The organism is Pseudoalteromonas phenolica (assembly GCF_005876835.1).
GTDB lineage: Bacteria > Pseudomonadota > Gammaproteobacteria > Enterobacterales > Alteromonadaceae > Pseudoalteromonas > Pseudoalteromonas phenolica_B.
On record NZ_PPSW01000021.1, the window covers coordinates 14,148 to 32,814 of the forward strand.

The window sequence follows — 18,667 nt, forward strand, 5'->3', positions numbered from 1 at the left end:
ATTCCTTACTCATAGCGAAGTACCTGGCTTGGCTCCAATACTACCGCATTTCTGGTTGGAAAATAAATGGCAAGTAACACCGCGCTGGCAACTAGCACTGTTACGACACACGCAAGTATCGGATAAATGTAAGCCGGTACTAGCTGCTCTGTAAAATTATGAAACAAATAAGCAATCAAGACAAAAAGTAGTAAGGCTAAGCCACTCCCCAGTACCAACAATTTACTACCTTGTTTTACTAATAAACTGACTATCGCTCTATCTGTGGCACCGACAGCGCGGCGGACGCCAATTTCGTTATAGCGTTGGAAAACTGTACCCGCACTCAAGCCATAAATACCTGTTAATGCTAAGAACAACGCGAAGAAAGCACATCCAAAAGTAATAAAGAACGCTGTTTTGGCCATTTTGTGCAGCATGCCAAAGTCATCTTCTTTCGATCTGAAATAGCCAGGATCAGACGCTGGATCTAATCGATAAAATACATGATAAAAATCGGTCTGAGCTTGTTGGCTATCTCCAAAGTGCTTTAATGTCACTCTTAAAGGCACGACTTCACCTTGTAACGCCGATGTATAAATTTCGTCTTCTTTATCAAGTGAAGCAAATAGAGACGATGCATTCATTCTATTTGTCACAACTCCCACAATTGTGTGTGTCTCTTTTCCTGATTTAAGTTCAACGTCTATTTGCTCCCCAAGCGGGCTGGCATTCGGCCAGTATCGTTTTGCCATTGAATCTGAGATCACAGTTGTTCGCATGGCATTGCGATGATCTTGTTCGTCAAGGTGACGACCTTCTAGCAAATATGGTCCGTAGCTTTGTGTGTTTCCAATCAACTCAATCACATCTACTTGTGGTTTGTCCTGATCTCTTTCAATGATTTGTCCCGCTGGGTAGACAGGCTTTTTACCCAAATAGACACTGAGAGAAACATCGCTGATACTATCTTGCTGTTCAAGTTCAGCTTTTAGTAACTGATAGTAAGTAAGTTTTTGTTCTGCAGAGGTATATCGCTTTTCATCTAACGTTAAATTCACATCTAAACTATTCTTGAAGTCGACGCCCATATCCATATTAATAATAGTTTGAGATAAAAACGCTGATAACCCGCCAATGAGCATTAGAGTAGAAATTAAAAAGATTTGTGCAGTCAATAATACCTTAGAAAGTCGGCCCGCTTTTTTACCTTGAGCCCCACGCGTACCATCTCGTAAAGTGGCATTCACATCTTGTGTTGCTGCTTTATACGCAGGTAAGAAACAAGCAAAGAAAAGGGTCACTAATGCAAACACCAAGGCTGCGAATAAGGTGTCAGTATCCATTCCCCAATGCCACCAGAATGCAAGGTTATCAGCCATATGACTTTGTAAAACGATTTCTGTATAACTCAGTGCAGCTCCTGCTAATAAAACCGCTAACACAGAACCAAGAATGGTTAAAATGCTCCCCTCCCACATTAACTGAGAAATTAAACGTTTTGTGGGGGCACCTAACGCAGCACGGATCGCTGTCTCTTTATTTTTCTCTAACGCTCTAGCAAGCAATAAGTTACCAACATTGATACAAGCGAGTAATAATATGCACAGTGCAACACCATTGATAAAGGTAAAAACAATACCACCCGCACCATTTACTTGCGCACTCGGAAACGATGTAATCGCAACTGTTCTTGGCTCATAGTCACGGCCCAGTGCTTGCTGCTTCTGAGCATAAAACCCTTTTAACAAGCTAGAAAATTCAGTTTCGGCTTGCTCGACAGACGTGCCTTTATTTAAACGACCGTAGGCACTAAGCCACTCATCGTTGCTCATTTGTGGCTGCCTATACTGCAAAGATAAAGGCTGCCAAGCTCTACCTGCGACTGGAAACGCAAAACCTTCAGGCATAACGCCTATAACCGTCGTTAATTGATTGTTGAGATTAATAATTTGACCAACTATGTCTTGCTGACCATTAAAAGTGCTCTGCCAAATAACATAACTTAACACCACCACAGGCTCTGCACCGACCTGGTAGTCTTCAGCTTGTAGTGTACGTCCCATTAATGGTTGAACTTTTGCAAACTCAAAGAAGTTACTATCCACTTTTTCTAAACTAAGTCGTTTCGATGTTTGTTCAAATAATATATGCCCAAATGTTGATACATAACGACCTATCTGCGCGAAACTGGTTTGTGATTCGATTAGATTCGCGGTTTCCCAAGCCGGCATAGGATCTAAGTCTGCATCTTCTTGTGATTGAGAAGAAATATGTAAAATGGTATCACCTTCGGGTAAAGGTAAATCTTTGTATAGCACTGAATTCAAAAATGAAAAACTATACAAGCTGACAAATAGCCCGCCAATAAGCACCAGCAGCGTCAAGGCTGAGAATTTAGGCGCCTGAAGTAATTGTCTGAGTGCATACTTAATATCAAGCCACATACTGTGCTCCTTACGCTGGTACTTTTTCGACGGAATGAAGCATGACATCATTGACTAATGTGCCATCAAGAATACTAACTTGTCGCTGCGCCATCTGAGCACTGCGAGGGTCGTGCGTCACCATGCAAATCGTGCTGCCATCTCGATGTAACTGGTCAAATAACGTCATCACTTTTTCTGCATTTTGACTGTCTAAGTTACCTGTTGGCTCATCGGCAAAGATAATTTTAGGATCGTTCACCAAAGCTCTTGCAACGGCCACTCTTTGCTGTTGACCACCAGACAGCTGAGAAGGAAAGTGATTCGCACGATGTTGCATACCAACACGTTCCAATACTTCATCCACCTTACTTTGCATCAAGCTCTTAGAGACATCATTTTGGTAAGTCAGCGGCAACATGATGTTTTCACTGATTGTGAGACTAGAAATTAAGTTAAAAGACTGAAAAACAAAGCCGATGTCATAACAACGGATCTTAGCCCGTTTATCTCGACTAAAACCCGTGACATCCTGACCATTAAATAAATATTGTCCGCTAGTTGCGGTGTCGAGTAAACCTAAAATAGACAACAAGGTAGATTTACCACAGCCAGAAGGGCCAGACAGGGAAACATACTCACCTTGTGCTATTTCAAGATTAATATTACTTAACGCATGGGTTTCGATGTCTTCAGTTAAAAATGATTTATTGATGTTACTTAAACTTAATAATGACATGAGAGATCCTTTTTAAACCTATTGATATTATTGTATTTTGACACTGCTATGAGATGCCCATGCGCTGGTGTCAGAGATAATAATTTGATCGCCTGGCTTAAGACCAGAGAGAATTTGAATATATTTGGCAGTACTGGTGCCAAGTTTGACTTCATGTTTTTGTGCAAACGCACCGTCACTGGTCGTTTTGAACAGATCTACCGTACGATTTTTTGGTGCAAATGCAGGGCGTTTTACATAAAGCGTGTTTTTGATGTTTGTCACTTCAATGTAACCATCAATATTGAGATCTGAGCGCGCTTCCTTAGGCAGTTCAGAGATAATTCCCACCTCCACTGCCACTAGACCATTTTCAGATAGCGGTGAAATACGCTGCACTTCACCAGAGAGTTTATTAAAGCGGGTATCAATGGTAACGGGTTGACCCATCACAACGTCTTTTACTTGTATTTCTTGAATGTTTATCTCAGCAAATAGTGAACCTGGATCTATTACTAAGGCTGCATTTTCACCGCTATTAAGTTGCTGACCAAGTTCAATCGGGAGCTTTTGAACTATGCCAGAGATACCCGCTGTGATCGTTAAGCCACTTACCTGCTGCTGTGCTTTTCTGAGGTTATTTTCAACCTGCTCAAGACGTGCTTGTCTTGCTAATTCGCTAGCTTGATAGTTTTTTTGCATTTTATCAGCACGTTTTATTTGTGCCTGCCAGCGAGCGTACTGTTGCTTAACAGCAAGTTGAGTGCGTTTAAAATCTAATGCAGACAATGAGCCTTTGCCCTGATCTAGTAACGATTGCTCTGCATCAAGTTTTAGTTTTGAGCTTTTGTAATTAAACTCAGCTTCCATAACAGCATTTTCAAGATCAAGTTGCTGAGCTTGTTGTGCTACAGCGGCCGCGTTATTTTCAGCCTTAATGGCTTTAAGTTCCCATTGAATTTTCTCTAGTTCACTCAGCAGTTCGACATTTTCTAACTCCGCAATTTTTTGACCTTGCACTACACTGTCTCCAGGCTTTGCAAGTAACTGTTGAACTCTGCCTCTAGATTGCGCTGCACTCCATTGCAGTGATTTTGGCTTTAAAACCCCAGAGCCCCTTACTTCAATTTTGAAGTCTCCGTGCTGTACGTTAGCCATTTGTAATTTATCTCGTGTGACAAAATAAGAAGCATCGCCTAAAAACTGCTTTGATAGGTAAATCGCTAGGGCGATCAAAGATATAACTGGTAAGTACCAATATCGCTTAATTGCAGGTTTTGGTTGTGAGGTTCTCTTCGTATCCATAGCTGACTCCAATAGTTGAACTGGGTAACTTAAATCAACTATCGAGCCAAGATTTAATCTATTGTTATTTAATGATTTTTATATTTTTCAGGTTGGAGATGATACAATATTGTGTCGAAACTGAAACAGCTTACAAAATAAAAGTGTCTCAATTTTGAGACACTTTTATATCATTCAAGTTGTTTTTAAGCTGTGACTTCTTGATGATCATGAATAATTTCGAAGATTTCTTTAAATGAATGCGCTGTTTGAAGAATATTAACTGGAATATGTAACGCCCTAGCAATGTCACTGGCTGAGATCATGCCTCTTAAGTTACCTTTTTCATCAACCAATAAAATGTGTTGATGACCTAACCCTCTTAGCGTTTCGAGTACATCGCCTATTTTAGAGTTTTCTACCATTGAATAAGGCATCGCACGCAGATCTGATTTTTTTGTCATTAAATCTTCAACAGTCAGATCATTGCGAGACTGGTTGCGTTTTTGCGCCACAGTCAGCACTTTTCTACCCGTCAAATCACGAGAATTAATAACGCCTAAAAAAGTATCGTCATGGTCTATTACTAACTTAGACCTAACATGACCATTTACCATCATGAATAAAGCATGATCAACATCTACGTCTTTTAAAATAACTTGCGGCGTTCGTCGGGTAAAATCTGTCACTATCTTAAGGGCACTACTCTTAAGATCTAGTTTTTCAGAGTCGAAATGATCGCAGAATTGATACACTCCTTTTAACTCAACTGTGTCTATTTTTTTAAATTCACCCATCTTATTACCTCTCAGAACCACTTTTAACTTCATTGCAATAATAAAAATATGGTTCAGTAAGCTCGAATGTGCAAGCTGGTGTAAGTGACTGTAATCGCATATTACAAAAAAAAGGCTTAGACTTGATTTGGGTTAATACAATTTGAACTTTTCAAAATTCATTATTCGTTCAATGTGTGCATTAACAAGTTAAATCATATTGTGCTGAACAACTGGAAAGTTTAGTATCAGCCGATTGTTTCAACGGAAAATTTTTGGTTTTAATTAAGAAAAGGAAGCATGTATGGCTTATCTCATTGATGAACAAAAGCTTGAAAAGGTCTATCTAAAAAGCTACCACACCATTGGGCGGTTTAAATATAACGTTGATACGCTTATCAATTCGCCTGAAATCTCTCGTCATCACGCAATTATCGAACATACCCAAGGTAACTGGTTAATTCGAGATGTGAGCACCAATGGTATTTGGATCAATGATAAGAAAATAAGCAAAAACCTCCCTTATCAATTATGTTTAAACGATAAAATTGATTTTGCGGCACCTGGTCGCAGCTCTTTTGTTGTCGGCGATCTAAGCACTGATTGCCAATTCTTGGTGTCTCAGTCTGACAGCAATAAAGTGATTGAAATAAAAGATCAGTTATTATTGCCAAACGAGCAAGAAGCTACGCATATCGCATACTTTGATAGCATGCTTAATTACTGGTTTTTAGAAGACTTATTCACAAATGACAGGCAAGTTTTGATTGATGGAGGACTGATCAGTATTTTTAATGATCAGTGGCAATTTTACTGCTCAAGCCCGTCGACCATTACCAAGCAACTTAAAAACGAAATAGCACAAAATATTGAATATGCTTTATCTTTTAACGTGAGTTTAGATGAAGAAAACACGCAGCTTACATTAAATATTGCGAGCAAAACATTCGATTTAGGGACGCGTTCACATCATTATCTGTTATTACTACTAGCACGCACCCGTATTCTTGATAAACAAGCAGGTTTAGAGCCTGAATTACAAGGTTGGATGTATAGAGAAGAGCTTGCTAAAGCGCTAGGCATCCAAATGAATCATATGAATATCATGGTTCACCGAGCCAAAAAGCAGTTAGCAGATGCTTGTATGGAAGTCTGTCCTGAATTTGCTTATATGCTTGAGTCAGAAAATGGTAAGGTCAGACTTAACTGTAATGACATTACCATTGTTAAAGGCAGTAAACTTGAGACCCGCATCTCTATCTAGAGCAAGTCTCTAAGTTTCATCAAATTGCTAATTTCTATAGGGGCCTGCATGTTCAATTATGCGGGCTTCTAAGCTTTTAAGTAGGCCAAGTTTAAATAGTAACTCAACAACGACGAATAATGGCCCTACTAGTAAGCCAATTAAATCATCAACAAATGCTGGTTTTTTGCCTTCATAATAGTGCCCGATGAATTGAATTATCCAACCTACAACAAACAGCCCCGCAAATAAACCATAGAAACTCGCAGTTTGCGTGCTCATGCTTTCAAAAATACTGTCTACCCCCCAAAGCCCTAATAAATATAGGCCACTCATGAGTAGGCCTAATTTAATATCTAGGGCTAAGTAAAACAGTATGGCGAGTATCGCAATAAGCAATGCAGGGGTGAACAGAAGGCTGTTGACTGACATTAAAGGAAAATACAATAAACCCATTACCGCAAATACAATCAGCGGCACGCCCACAAAGTGGGTTAAAATATTGCGCTCATCACGATGGTAAAGCGCATATTTGATTAAGTGTTGGTCTAATTTTTTCATTTTAGTTCTACTTATAAATAGAGTTATAACACTAAATTAAAACCACAATTTTCACCCCATTGTCAATTTATACCAATCCTTTTAATTAAGCGAACTATTTTGAGGCAAGGAAAACTTGTCGGTAACTAGGCGAAAATTTTGCTATTTAGTTGTTCTAAATAAGAAATTTCTAACAAAGTTAGCGTCAGTTTTAGTCCCTAAAAATGATTGAGTATTATTGAGGATTGGTATTAAAGGGCTAACTTGTCTGCAATCTTTGCCTTAAACCTGAACAACGTTGCAACTGTCTAGACATTGAAAGAGTTAATACCGACATCTGTGCCACCAGCTCAAATTTTTGTTTTGCTCGCGTGATCCCAGTATAAACCAACTGTCGGTTGATCCCTGAATGCGCTCTTTGCATTGGTGGCAACAACATGGCGGTATGCGCAAACTCAGAGCCCTGAGATTTGTGTATGGTCATGGCATACACTTTCTCGTGCCTAGGTAGTCTATTCGGATAGAAATCTCGAACATGGCCTTGCTCATCAACAAACACGGCTTTTAAACTCGCCGAAGCTGAATTATTCGACTGATAGTTCACTAAAACCCCAATATCACCATTGAATAAATTAAGCTGATAGTCGTTTTGGGTGATCATAATTGGCAAGCCCGCATATTGGCGCTGAGTTAAATCAATTAAACCACTTTGATGCAGTCTTTGTTCAATACGTTGATTCAGTGCGTTTACCCCGTAAGGGCCTTCTTTCACCGCAGCAAGTAACTGGTACTGACTAAAAGCATGATGCACTGCTTGCACGTCCTCGGCATTCAAAATGGGTTTACTTTGAATAAGGCGTAAGTAGTTTTGGTAATGCCCTGCTGCTCTGTCGATTAACGCATGATAGGCATCGTTACTAAAGTCATACAATTCTAAATCTTCAAAGCCACGCTGAATAGTCTGCTGTAAATGCTTCTGATCGTTATTGTTTACAGCTTGTGCCAACTGACCAATACCGCTTTGAGTATTAAATCTATGGCTTCGCTGTAAAAAAGCGATGTTATCAGAGAGTAAAAAGTGACTCGGCTTCTCGTGTAATTTTGTCGCATTACTAAAACAAATTTGATTGAGTGCGTTTACGCAGTTTTGTGAGTAATGGGGCTGCTCACCCAAATTTAAATGCTCACATAAGTCCCCTAGCACATTACCGGTATCGACTGAGGCCAATTGGTCTTTGTCACCAAGTAAGACTAGGCGAGCATGAGATGGCAACGCTTTAACTAATTTGCTTAACAAGGGTAAATCTATCATCGACGCTTCATCGACAATAAGTAGGTCTAAGTGCAACGGGTTCTGCTCGTTATGCCTAAAGTGATGAGTATGCGGCACAACCCCCAATAAGCGGTGTATGGTTTGCGCTTGCTCAGGCAACAAATCAAACAACTCGCCATCTATCATGCCGCTTTCGATCAACTTTTTCTTTGCACCTATCATCGACTCTGTTAAACGCGCTGCGGCTTTACCGGTTGGCGCAACCAGCTTAATACTCAGTGGTGCACTGCGATACAGCGACTGTAAAATTGCCAACAACTTAGTAACTGTGGTGGTTTTACCTGTGCCAGGGCCACCGGTGATCACACAAAAACGATTTAATGCAGCCATCGCACACGCCACTTTTTGCCAATCAATATCATCTTGATCATCAAAAAAGTGATTAAGTAACTCAGTGAGTGTGTCTAAGTTCAAGGTCACTTTGTTATCATTCAATGCTTGAAAAGCTTCAGCAAGGCTCGCCTCGTAATCAAAGTAACGGGCTAAATATAAATTATTGTTCAGTAACCTCATTGGTTTATCGTCACCCACTGCTGCGTGTGACGCTAACACTTTTATCGCGGCTTGTTTGTCTTCAGACCAAGGTGCGGTTAACACATTTTCGCCTTGTAATTTTACTGGTAGCGAAAATGGGTTTTGCCAGTCTATCTGCTCTAACTCCAAGCAGCTATGTTGTTGCCTTTGCGCTCTAAGTAGCAGCAAGATTAAATAAAATGCATCATCAATTTTGGAATCATTGAGTAATTCCGCCAGCGCAATATCGCTGTGCAGCAGTTTTTCTTGCTCGATTAAAAGCCCGATAAAGCTTTTATGATCAAAAGAAGCTGTGAATGCCGGTTGAGCAAATAAATCGGTTTGTTCCATTATGCTGCTCCTTGTAAAAATAAGGCATCTAACTGTTCAAGTTCACTGAGTGATAGCTGTTTAAAGAACACTCCTTCTCCGTCGCCCATGGCGCGTAAGAAAACATAATAGACGCCACCTAAATGGTGCTCTGGCTGATAGTTAGGTAAGCGTGCTTTAAGTAAGCGATGTAATGCCACGGTATAAATCATATATTGCAGATGATATTGGTGTGCGTTCATGGCTTGCACTAGGTTATCGCTGGCATAGTCGCTCGGTGCATCGCCTAAATAGTTCGATTTGTAATCAAGAATGTAATACTTGCCTTGGTGCTCGAAGATTAAATCTATAAAGCCTTTTAGTAGCCCTTTGACATTATCAAATTTAAGATTACTCGGATGCTGAGTGACGTTTGAGACAATATTATTCAGCGTCACTTGATCTAATGGCGCAAGAGGTAAATTAAACTCCATCTCCACTAAACGCTGCGCAGGCGTTATGTCTTTAAGCGCTAAGTTACTATCAAGTTTGCATGCCAGACACGCTGACACCCAATGCTTGACTGGCACTTGCCATTTCTCTTCAAAACCGAATTTATCCAGCGTTTGTTTTACTGCTTCTTCTAATGTCAGGTTCGGTGCTTGCGGTGTTTCTGGCTCGCTAAAATCAATTAATTCAAAAATTTCGTGTAAACAGCTACCCGCTTTGGCTCCTTTTGGAAAGGTGTAAGCATCTAGGGTTTCTTGGCTTTCTGCCAATGGTAGGTCAAGCAAGTGGTTTTCATCAATTGCCCCTAACGGTCTGTCATCATGATCTTGATGATAGGTTAACTGGCTAAAGCTAGTTGCTCGCCAATCTCGTTCTATATTCGCTGACACCGCTTTTACAGCGCAATCAATCATCTCCGCTTGTTGAGCTGGTGTGTAACTTTCGCTTGGCAAACCATTAATATCAAAATAAGCGACCTGTAAATTCGCATCACTTGTACAAAGTGCGTCAAGTCGCGCGTGCCATTGTTCTGCAGAGGTCATTAAATCTGGAGCAAAAAGCACGTAGCCTAGGGCTGTGCGAGTGATACCCGGCTTTTTACTGCGCCCTTCGGCTAAGTTATACATGCCCACATCGCAGTGGTGTACAGCGCGTGTAAGGGCCACATACAACAGACGAATATCTTCAGCTAAACGCTCTTTTTCAGCCAGTTGCATAGCGTCATCGGATTTAGATAAGTCATACACCAGAGTGTCGTCTTTATGATAAATCGCTTCGCTCGCTTCACGATAGCCGCTGGCAAACGGTAGATACACTATTGGGTATTCCAATCCTTTTGAGGCGTGCATGGTGATGATTTTAACTAGGTTCTCATCACTTTCTAAGCGCACTTGTGCGGTATCGCTTAACGACTCGGTATATTGCTTTTCATACCAACGTAAAACCCGCTGCGTGCCTTCGAGTTCAATTTGCTTATGTTGTAAGAGCTCTGCAAGGTGGCGGTAGTCCGTTAACCAACGCTCTACGTGATGGCCTTTTTGCTGCCAAAGTAAAGGTAGGTCGTTCTCAACCAACAACTGCTCAAGCATGGCCATTACGCCCTTTTTGTACCACAAGGCTTTTAGCTTAGAAAACTGTAACAAGTACTCCTGCCACGTTTTATGCGTTACATTATTTTGAGCTGCTTGAAGGCTGTCTGTCTCGTTTTGCAATGCAAAAATTTGCTGGTAATTCAGACCAAATAAATCACTGGCTAATACACCTCTTAGCAAGGCTTCATCATACGGGCCATGTAAAACCATCAAAAATTGCATCAAGGCTTGGCTGACTGGCTGCTGGAAGACACTTTCTCTAGCAAGATAAACACTGTCGATGCCTTTATTGGTTAGAGCACGTTTTATCAAAGCCGCTTCATTTCTGTCTCGTACTAAGAAGCAAATATCTCCTGCCGCCACAGGTGTGCCTGCGATTGTAGCAGCCCCCTGCTGCGCTTGATTCAAAAGCGTTGCAGTTTTACTCGCATAAAGCTCTGCCAACGCTGGATGCGCCACGCCCTTACTGGTGACCTCAGAGGCATCTTTTAAAACGCTAAAACACAATGGTGCTGCTGGCTCATTGCTTAGCTCAAAGCCTTCGCCGGGCTTTTTGCCATTTGCAGCCACGGCTTCAAACGGAATGTCTTTGTTATAGATAAAGCTATTTTCATTTTGTTTGAAAATACTGTTAACCGCATCGACCACGCCTTTTGCTGAGCGAAAGTTTGTTGCGAGCGTGTATTGATGTGTTTCTTGCACCTGCTTTTTGGCATGAATATAGGTGAAAATATCTGCCCCCCTAAACCCATAAATCGCTTGCTTTGGATCGCCTATCATAGTCAACGTGGTCGCTTCGCGCGTGCCGTAAATCGATTGAAAAATACCATATTGAATGGGATCGGTATCTTGGAATTCATCGATCATCGCCATTGGGAAAAGCGTGGCAATTTTCTCAGCTAAAAGCTCACCTTGTTCAGCAGTCAGTGCAGCATGCAACTGAGTAAGCAAATCATCAGGCGTTAAAACACCCTGCTTTCGTTTTTGTTTTTCTAATAAGGATGCAACTTGCTTCGCCGCTTGTTGCACTATGGCCAGCGGTAACCCTTCTTGTAACTTTTGGTGTAGTGCAAACATCTCAGAAAACGATTTAAGCAAAGGATGCGACATCGGCGCTTGCCCTTTCTTGTAATACTGGCTGTCTGACAGCGTTTCTTCACTCCACAAGTTGAATGAGTGCTTCGCAGAGCCAAATTCAAAATACCAATTATCAGATTGGCAATAGTCAATTAAAGCCGCAATATTTGCTACTCGCCCTGGCGCTTTGTTTTTCGCAAGGCCCGAATTATCTAATGCAGTAAAGAAGTCGCTAGCTAACAGCGCACTTTTAAATGTTTGTGCTTGTTGCTGGTATTGCGCTTTAGTGGCCAGTACATCATCTAAGTCATAACTTGGTGTTATAGTGATATTACCCTTACTCAGCAGTTTACTCACTTTACTATTGAGAGATTGCGGGTTTGGCACATGCTCTAATATAGTCTGTGTTGTATCAGTATCGAGCGGGTAAATAAAACTGCGCCAGTAGTCTTTCACTGCTTGGTCGATTAAGTCTGCACTGTCGAGCACAAATGTTTGGTTAAAACCCATGTTCGACTCAAACGCATGCTGCTTCAGCATTTTCTGGCAGAAACCGTGAATGGTGTAAATCGCGGCTTCATCCATCGACTTGGCTGCAGCATCGAGTAACGTAAAAGCCTGTTTTTTGTCTTTGACGTCTTTTAACACTCGAAGAATGAGGTCGTCTTTTGATTCTTTGCCGAGTAACACATCGCGCGCTTCGACAATTCGTTTTCTTACTCGGTCTCTGATCTCAGCCGTTGCCGCATCAGTAAATGTTACTACTAAGATTTGCTCAACGTTTAAAGGCGTACTCTCTTGCTCAGGTAAAGTCAAACCCAGTAAGCAACGTAAATACAAGCCCGTAATGGTATAAGTTTTACCCGTCCCTGCACTGGCTTCAATTAGGTTTTGCCCAACCAAAGGCATGACTGTTGGATCAAGCATTTGCATATTTTTCTTCCTTCGCAAGGTCAATCAGTTTGCCAAATAACGATTTACTTAAGCTGACAAATTCAGCATCAAAATCAAATAGATTTTTAAAATCGAGCGCCACGTAAGGGTTTTCGCTGTCGCCCATGCCGATATATTGGCCACCGTTAAATTTATTGGCCGCTTTATTGATGTCTTCCGTGAGCGCATATTCATAACTAGATGCAACAAAGAAAGGTTGCGGACTGCTCATAAGCGAAATGTAAAAATTGACCCATTTCTGTAGCTCGGTTTTTGCCTCTTCTGCCTCTAACGGCGCAAAGCTAACTTGCTCGTCTAAACCATAAACAGAAGTCGTGACCGATTGCTCCATACAATTCGCTGCACAGTGGTAAATAAACGCTCTAACTTTGTCTTTGGCCTTAATACTGGCTGGGCGATAAAAGATTTGTTGCGACGTAAAGAGTTTATCGAGCCACCCTTGTAGTTTTATTACACCGCAGTCGATATCAATTTCAACTGGCTCTGAAGGTGATATGAGTGTTGTTTTTAAACGCTCAGCTAGGGGTGTGATCCTTTGCTGTAATTGACCAAGTTGCACTTTACCCACTTCGGCTTGTGGCAAGTCGCCTCGTTGTAAAAGTTGCTCAGGCGCTTTTTCTGAATCATTCAGAGAGTCTGTTAGTAATTCATCTAGATATTGATAGCGAGACAAAGCATCGAGAGCAAATGGTTCATCGTCGTCAATCACTTCTTCCGCATTGTATAAACGCACACCCACACGTTGCTGATAAAACGCTGCTTGAGGGTTTAAAACGGCTCGGATTAACTGATTAATATCTACTTCATGATCTGTTGTATCAAACAGACTTGGCAGGCCTTCGTTAAAACTTGTGTTGTTTCCATTGCTCGAAGGCTCTTTAGTAGCCTTTGTAATCAACCAAGTGGGATTAAAGCTTTGTTGATCGCTCTCAATATAATTTAAAGTAGAGAATGGCTGCAGTGTGGCTTGGTTTAATAAGTGCGTAGAAGGTTTACAAGCTTTGCCTTCGATATAAAAACAACGGTCAATGTAGTCAATAAGTTCGCTGACCAAAATTGACGGTACTTGCGGCTCGTTGTTGTAGCATGAGCGCCCCACGTAACTGAGTAAGAGTTGTTTTCGCGCACTCAATAATGCTTCTAAAAATAGATACCTGTCATCGAGTTTACGCGAACGGTCACCTTTTTTACGCTGACTTTGCGATACAAGGTCAAAGCCTATCGGCTGAACACTTCGCGGATAGTCACCGTCGTTCAAGCCAAGTAGACAAACGACTTTGAACGGCACAGCACGCATTGGCATTAGTGTACAGAAGTTAACAGCGCCCACAAGAAAACGTTGCCCGACTCCTTTCTGTGCGACCCCTTGTTTGACCCAATAACTGATGATTTCGGGGCTTACCGCTTCAAGCATATCTTTATTGTCAAAGTGGGTCTGTAAAGTTTCAATCACTTTATTGAGCACTTGCAGATCCCAGCTTTGATCTGAATCTGGATGATAAAACGTTTTTATCAGTGATTTGAGCTGTTCAGCTTTAACATCAAGGGAGCTTTGTTCACTCAAAATATTCTTGTGACTGATCAAATCATCAATAAAGTGGATCAGTTTACTGAGCGACTCTGTGGCCATGCCCTCAACTTGATCGCTTGGGAAAATGCCTTCAAATGCCAGAGACTCATCGCTCATAGCAATGCCAAGCAATAAACGATTTAAGCCCTGCAGCCAGGTATTTAGCTGCATTTTAGGTAGTTCATGCTCAGCTTTATGATCTGCGTTGATGCCCCAGCGTACCCCAACTTCTTCAAGCCAAAATCTGAACTGCTCAAATTCATCTTCACTACACTGATATTGTTTCGCAATTGGCTCAACAGCAAATAAATCCAAGATATCTGATACGCCAAAGCGGCTAAAAGGTAAATCAACTAAAGACAAGAAAGAATTGATTACGGGCTTTTCTTGATCAATGGCTAAATCTGCCAATGAGTAAGGTATATAACGCTCTGCGGTTGCGCCGCCAAATACTGCCTCAATGTAAGGGCTGTATTTAGCCACGTCCGGCATCATAACTATAAAGTCTTTCGGCGTAAGGTTTGGGTCTTCATGCATCAGTGCCAAGATATGGTCATGTAAACGCTCAATTTCACGAAGTGGCGTATGACAGTCTTGAAACACAATGGAGTTATCATCTTCTTTGATGGACAATTGACCCTCTTGGTTTATAAACCATTGCGTGTCTTTAACTAGGGTTTTGCCTTTAAAAGATAAATCGAAAATTTCTTTTTGTACTTTGCCCAGTAAGTTATCGCTAAAATCTTCGACAAACCCGTCTATCCATGATGCGTCCAATTGCAGCAGCTGTTCAAAGTAATCTCGACCTAACTTACCCCATGCCGATAAAAGGGGATTACCAATTTGAAAATATTCTCCTGATTGCGCTTCGAGTTCTGGATATTTCACAAATTTAGCAGCAATTTTAGCCTGCGTTTTTTCGTCAACCACATCGCCCCAGTAATGTTCACTCGGATTGAACAAGAACAGCAACACATTGGTTTTCTGAGCTAGCGCTTGGAAAATCTCAAGCTGACTACTTGGAATGGCTGACAGACCAAATAAACTTATTCTCTCAGGTAACTGCTCTACAGAGGCTTCAGCTAAGGCTTCGAGTAACATGCCATGCATGTTGGCACGGTGATAAGGGCTCTGTCCTAAATCTTCAGTTAAAGAAACAAGCTTTCGCCATAAATCGGGCTGCCAAGGGGCAATAGAAACATCCACATCCGGCAATTCATCCATGCCTGACTCCCATGTGTCTAACCACTCAGGACGATACATTAAATATTGGTCGAATACATCCGCAACTTTTTCACATAAAGCAAAGCGCTTTTTACCAGCTTCATCATCTTCTAAATAGCGCTTTAAGGGCTCATATACAGGTAATGCGAGTTGCTCTGGCAACAACGTCATCAGCTTCCAAGTTAAGTTCGCTTTATTAAAAGGCGACTCTTTTGGTACTTGTGGTAGAAAGGTTTGATACAGCTGCCAAATAAAGCTGGAAGGCAATGGAAAATCAAGTTGCGCTGCCAAACCTGAATGCTGGCTCACACCCAATTTTAACCATTGCGACATACCCGGTGACTGAACAAGAATAATTTCTTTACTAAAAATACTGTCTAAAGGCGCTGTGTCTAATACTTTATGGAGCTGCGATTGCAACGCCTCCATGCGATTTGACTGAATAATATGTAACATGATGACAAGCCTCTGCGTTCCAGTGCATGTTGAATACAAGGTAAATATAACACAGGGCTGAGTGTAATTTATTTATGAAAAACAATATAGTGACAGGGATCTAGTAAACAATATTTATCTAGATAAAATTAAACCCCATAACAAGTTATGGGGTTTAATCATTAAAAAACTGATACGAATTTAGTCTTTAAAATAAGTCTATATCGTTACTTTCATCACTATTTTTTTCATCAATCAGTTGATCGTCTATTAGTTGCTCAAAGAAACACAACTTATCTCGGCCATTTTCTTTTGCGTAATAAAGCGCTTTATCAGCTTGTTCTAAAACCGTTATAGGAAAGTCATAAGGGCTGATCCTGGACATACCTATACTCACCGTCATGGTTTTAACAAATGGGAAATGAGTTTGTCTGATTAGCTCCATAAACTGATCAATTTTAGCTTTCATTGCATCAAAGTCACATGGCTCAAAGACTAAAACAAACTCTTCACCACCGAAACGGAATATCAAATCACTGGAGCGAAAGTATTGACGCATTTTTTGCGCTAGCAATAATAAAACTTCATCACCACATACATGGCCATAGTTGTCATTAACTTTTTTGAAATGATCAATATCTACCATGGCAAGCCATGAAGTCGCACCTAAAGTTCTTTTTCGATTTTCATTTGGAAAGCTTGACTTGTGATGGTCTATTAATTGTTTTTCTAACAGCTGCTTTAGCTTCTTTTCAAACGTTTGTCGGTTGAGAAGGCCAGTTAACTTATCTCGTTCATTTTCGTGCAAGATACTTAAATAATTTTCAAAAATACGGCAAAAAGCATTCAATAAGACCTGATCTGAGCTGCTTAACCCCTTACTCACAATTGCAAGTGCGCCAATTGGTTTCTCTTGCAACGTAATAGGCAACCAGCGTCGCTCTGTACCATCCGCAGATTGAACAGTGATGATACATGCAGATTGTAAACAAGAAACCAGCTCTGATGGCGGCTCTTGAACTACGTCTCTGTCTTCCCAAAGAAAGTCATCATGTGGTAGTACTTTTAAACATAAACTGCGTTCAATTACCAACTTCCCCTGAACTTGCAGATCTTTATAAATACCAACTTCTTCACATCCAATAAACTCTTGAATAGTAGAAATCAAACTATATTCAAGAGAATCTACATCTCTAGTTTTGGTTATTTTTATGACTGAGTTAAGTAGCTCTTCTTGCATAATACTTCCAATCGATCATCGACTAGTACGAAACAACCTAAATATGTCAATTAGTTAGCAAGTATTCGCTCAACGACATTTAAGTTAATTTAAAATATGGAAGTTATTCTAATCGAAAGCCATTAAGATAGGAATAAAGAATTTAAAACTTGTACCAAAGTAAGGAAATAAAACAGAATTTAAATAGAAAGGAAATGGCGGAGAGGGAGGGATTCGAACCCTCGATAGGGGTTAGCCTATACACGAGTTCCAGTCGTGCGCCTTCAGCCACTCAGCCACCTCTCCACTGCGCCTAAGCGCGAAGCTATACTAAGTAAAGCACCACACTTAAGCAAGCTTTTTTGCCAATATGCTGAGCTAACTGCTTAACATATCGGCAAATTTGATTACTTCTTCAAGTTCGAAGAGAAATCTAACATACGATTTAGAGAGCGTAGCGCCCCTTCACGTAAGTCCATATCAACAAACACTTCTTTACCTTCAGGGCTCACAAGAGCTTCTTCGATTGCTTTAAGGCCGTTCATCGCCATCCAAGGACAGTGAGCACAGCTTTTACACGTTGCACCTTCACCGGCTGTTGGCGCCTCAAAGAATTCTTTCTCAGGGCATAGCTGTTGCATTTTGTAAAAAATACCGCGATCAGTTGCAACGATGAACTTTTGATTATCCATCTCTTGTGCTGCTTTAATTAGCTGGCTTGTTGAACCTACTGCATCAGCAAGATCAACGATTTCTGCTGGTGATTCAGGGTGAACTAACACAGCTGCATCTGGATGAAGCGCTTTCATATCTTTTAGCGCTTTCGTTTTAAACTCATCGTGAACGATACATGCGCCGTTCCACATAATCATATCAGCGCCTGTTTTCTTCTGAATGTATGAACCTAGATGCTTATCAGGACCCCAAATGATTTTTTCACCTTCAGAGTCTAGGTGTTCAACAATTTCTAAAGCACAAGAAGACGTTACGATCCAATCTGCACGAGCTTTTACAGCGGTAGATGTATTCGCGTAAACCACAACTTTTCGATCAGGGTGTTGATCACAAAACTTTGAGAACTCATCAATTGGACAACCCACATCGAGTGAGCAGGTTGCGGCAAGTGTTGGCATAACAACGGTTTTGTTCGGCGTTAAGATCTTAGCCGTTTCACCCATGAAGCGAACACCCGCTACGATGATAATGTCTTTATCTTCTTGATTTGCACCAAAACGTGCCATCTCTAAAGAATCAGCAACACAGCCGCCCGTTTCTTCAGCTAATGCTTGAATTTCAGGATCAGTATAATAATGCGCAACTAATACGGCATTTTTATCTACTAAAAGTTGTTTAATTCGTGCTTTATATTCAGCTTTTTCGGCGTCGTTAAGTGGCGCCGGCTTTGGAGGAAAGATGTAATCCTCTGGCATGATTTGTTCTGCTAAACTCATTTCTCGACCATCAGT

General features: G+C 41.0%; 11 protein-coding genes and 1 tRNA gene. 1 reads left to right on the forward strand and 11 read right to left on the reverse strand.

Annotation, left to right across the window (positions count from 1 at the left end):
* Window positions 1-5: 5 nt before the first annotated feature.
* From C1E24_RS12760 to C1E24_RS12775, 4 genes are all read right to left on the reverse strand, one after another.
* A complete protein-coding gene (locus C1E24_RS12760; protein WP_171040892.1) occupies window positions 6-2,426 on the reverse strand; it encodes an ABC transporter permease in 2,421 nt (806 codons plus the stop codon).
* A gap of 10 nt (window positions 2,427-2,436) precedes the next feature.
* A complete protein-coding gene (locus C1E24_RS12765) occupies window positions 2,437-3,144 on the reverse strand; it encodes an ABC transporter ATP-binding protein (RefSeq protein ID WP_138482023.1) in 708 nt (235 codons plus the stop codon).
* Window positions 3,145-3,171: 27 nt separating this feature from the next.
* Window positions 3,172-4,428, reverse strand: coding sequence for an efflux RND transporter periplasmic adaptor subunit (locus C1E24_RS12770; RefSeq protein ID WP_138482025.1), 1,257 nt, complete (start codon window positions 4,426-4,428; stop codon window positions 3,172-3,174).
* 185 nt (window positions 4,429-4,613) lie between these two features.
* The gene (locus tag C1E24_RS12775; RefSeq protein ID WP_138482027.1) at window positions 4,614-5,204 is read right to left on the reverse strand and encodes a CBS domain-containing protein; all 591 of its coding nucleotides are present in this window, start codon (window positions 5,202-5,204) and stop codon (window positions 4,614-4,616) included.
* A gap of 283 nt (window positions 5,205-5,487) precedes the next feature.
* Here C1E24_RS12775 and C1E24_RS12780 point away from each other — a divergent pair, with 283 nt between their 5' ends.
* Window positions 5,488-6,447: an FHA domain-containing protein gene (locus C1E24_RS12780; protein WP_138482029.1), complete on the forward strand. Its 960-nt coding sequence runs from the start codon at window positions 5,488-5,490 to the stop codon at window positions 6,445-6,447.
* 27 nt (window positions 6,448-6,474) lie between these two features.
* On the opposite strand, the gene C1E24_RS12785 is transcribed toward C1E24_RS12780, so the two are convergent.
* The 7 genes from C1E24_RS12785 to nadA all read right to left on the reverse strand — a co-directional run bounded on the left by C1E24_RS12785 (window position 6,475) and on the right by nadA (window position 18,652).
* Window positions 6,475-6,987 carry a DUF962 domain-containing protein gene (locus C1E24_RS12785; protein WP_138482030.1) on the reverse strand — a complete coding sequence of 171 codons (513 nt, stop codon included), beginning with the start codon at window positions 6,985-6,987 and terminating at the stop codon, window positions 6,475-6,477.
* A 238-nt stretch (window positions 6,988-7,225) separates the two neighbouring features.
* Window positions 7,226-9,163 carry an exodeoxyribonuclease V subunit alpha gene (gene recD / locus C1E24_RS12790; protein WP_138482032.1) on the reverse strand — a complete coding sequence of 646 codons (1,938 nt, stop codon included), beginning with the start codon at window positions 9,161-9,163 and terminating at the stop codon, window positions 7,226-7,228.
* Window positions 9,163-12,732 carry an exodeoxyribonuclease V subunit beta gene (recB, locus tag C1E24_RS12795; protein ID WP_138482034.1) on the reverse strand — a complete coding sequence of 1,190 codons (3,570 nt, stop codon included), beginning with the start codon at window positions 12,730-12,732 and terminating at the stop codon, window positions 9,163-9,165. Before recB ends, recD begins: the two co-directional genes overlap by 1 nt.
* Window positions 12,719-16,003 carry an exodeoxyribonuclease V subunit gamma gene (recC, locus tag C1E24_RS12800; RefSeq protein WP_138482036.1) on the reverse strand — a complete coding sequence of 1,095 codons (3,285 nt, stop codon included), beginning with the start codon at window positions 16,001-16,003 and terminating at the stop codon, window positions 12,719-12,721. The genes recB and recC overlap by 14 nt, the downstream gene beginning before the upstream one ends.
* Window positions 16,004-16,190: 187 nt before the next feature.
* Complete coding sequence (locus C1E24_RS12805; RefSeq protein WP_138482038.1) at window positions 16,191-17,222, reverse strand: GGDEF domain-containing protein; 1,032 nt, start codon at window positions 17,220-17,222, stop codon at window positions 16,191-16,193.
* Window positions 17,223-17,417: 195 nt separating this feature from the next.
* A tRNA-Ser gene (locus tag C1E24_RS12810) sits at window positions 17,418-17,507 on the reverse strand.
* A gap of 101 nt (window positions 17,508-17,608) precedes the next feature.
* Window positions 17,609-18,652 (reverse strand): quinolinate synthase NadA, encoded by a 1,044-nt coding sequence (nadA, locus tag C1E24_RS12815; protein ID WP_138482040.1) that lies wholly within the window; start codon window positions 18,650-18,652, stop codon window positions 17,609-17,611.
* Between the last annotated feature and the right edge of the window lie 15 nt (window positions 18,653-18,667).

Excerpts from the sequence above, each read along its gene's own strand:
- C1E24_RS12760 (WP_171040892.1), bottom strand. The coding sequence starts at position 2,426 with ATGTGGCTTGATATTAAGTATGCACTCAGACAATTACTTCAGGCGCCT.
- C1E24_RS12765 (WP_138482023.1), bottom strand. The coding sequence starts at position 3,144 with ATGTCATTATTAAGTTTAAGTAACATCAATAAATCATTTTTAACTGAA.
- C1E24_RS12770 (WP_138482025.1), bottom strand. The coding sequence starts at position 4,428 with ATGGATACGAAGAGAACCTCACAACCAAAACCTGCAATTAAGCGATAT.
- C1E24_RS12775 (WP_138482027.1), bottom strand. The coding sequence starts at position 5,204 with ATGGGTGAATTTAAAAAAATAGACACAGTTGAGTTAAAAGGAGTGTAT.
- C1E24_RS12780 (WP_138482029.1), top strand. The coding sequence starts at position 5,488 with ATGGCTTATCTCATTGATGAACAAAAGCTTGAAAAGGTCTATCTAAAA.
- C1E24_RS12785 (WP_138482030.1), bottom strand. The coding sequence starts at position 6,987 with ATGAAAAAATTAGACCAACACTTAATCAAATATGCGCTTTACCATCGT.
- recD (WP_138482032.1), bottom strand. The coding sequence starts at position 9,163 with ATGGAACAAACCGATTTATTTGCTCAACCGGCATTCACAGCTTCTTTT.
- recB (WP_138482034.1), bottom strand. The coding sequence starts at position 12,732 with ATGCAAATGCTTGATCCAACAGTCATGCCTTTGGTTGGGCAAAACCTA.
- recC (WP_138482036.1), bottom strand. The coding sequence starts at position 16,003 with ATGTTACATATTATTCAGTCAAATCGCATGGAGGCGTTGCAATCGCAG.
- C1E24_RS12805 (WP_138482038.1), bottom strand. The coding sequence starts at position 17,222 with ATGCAAGAAGAGCTACTTAACTCAGTCATAAAAATAACCAAAACTAGA.
- nadA (WP_138482040.1), bottom strand. The coding sequence starts at position 18,652 with ATGAGTTTAGCAGAACAAATCATGCCAGAGGATTACATCTTTCCTCCA.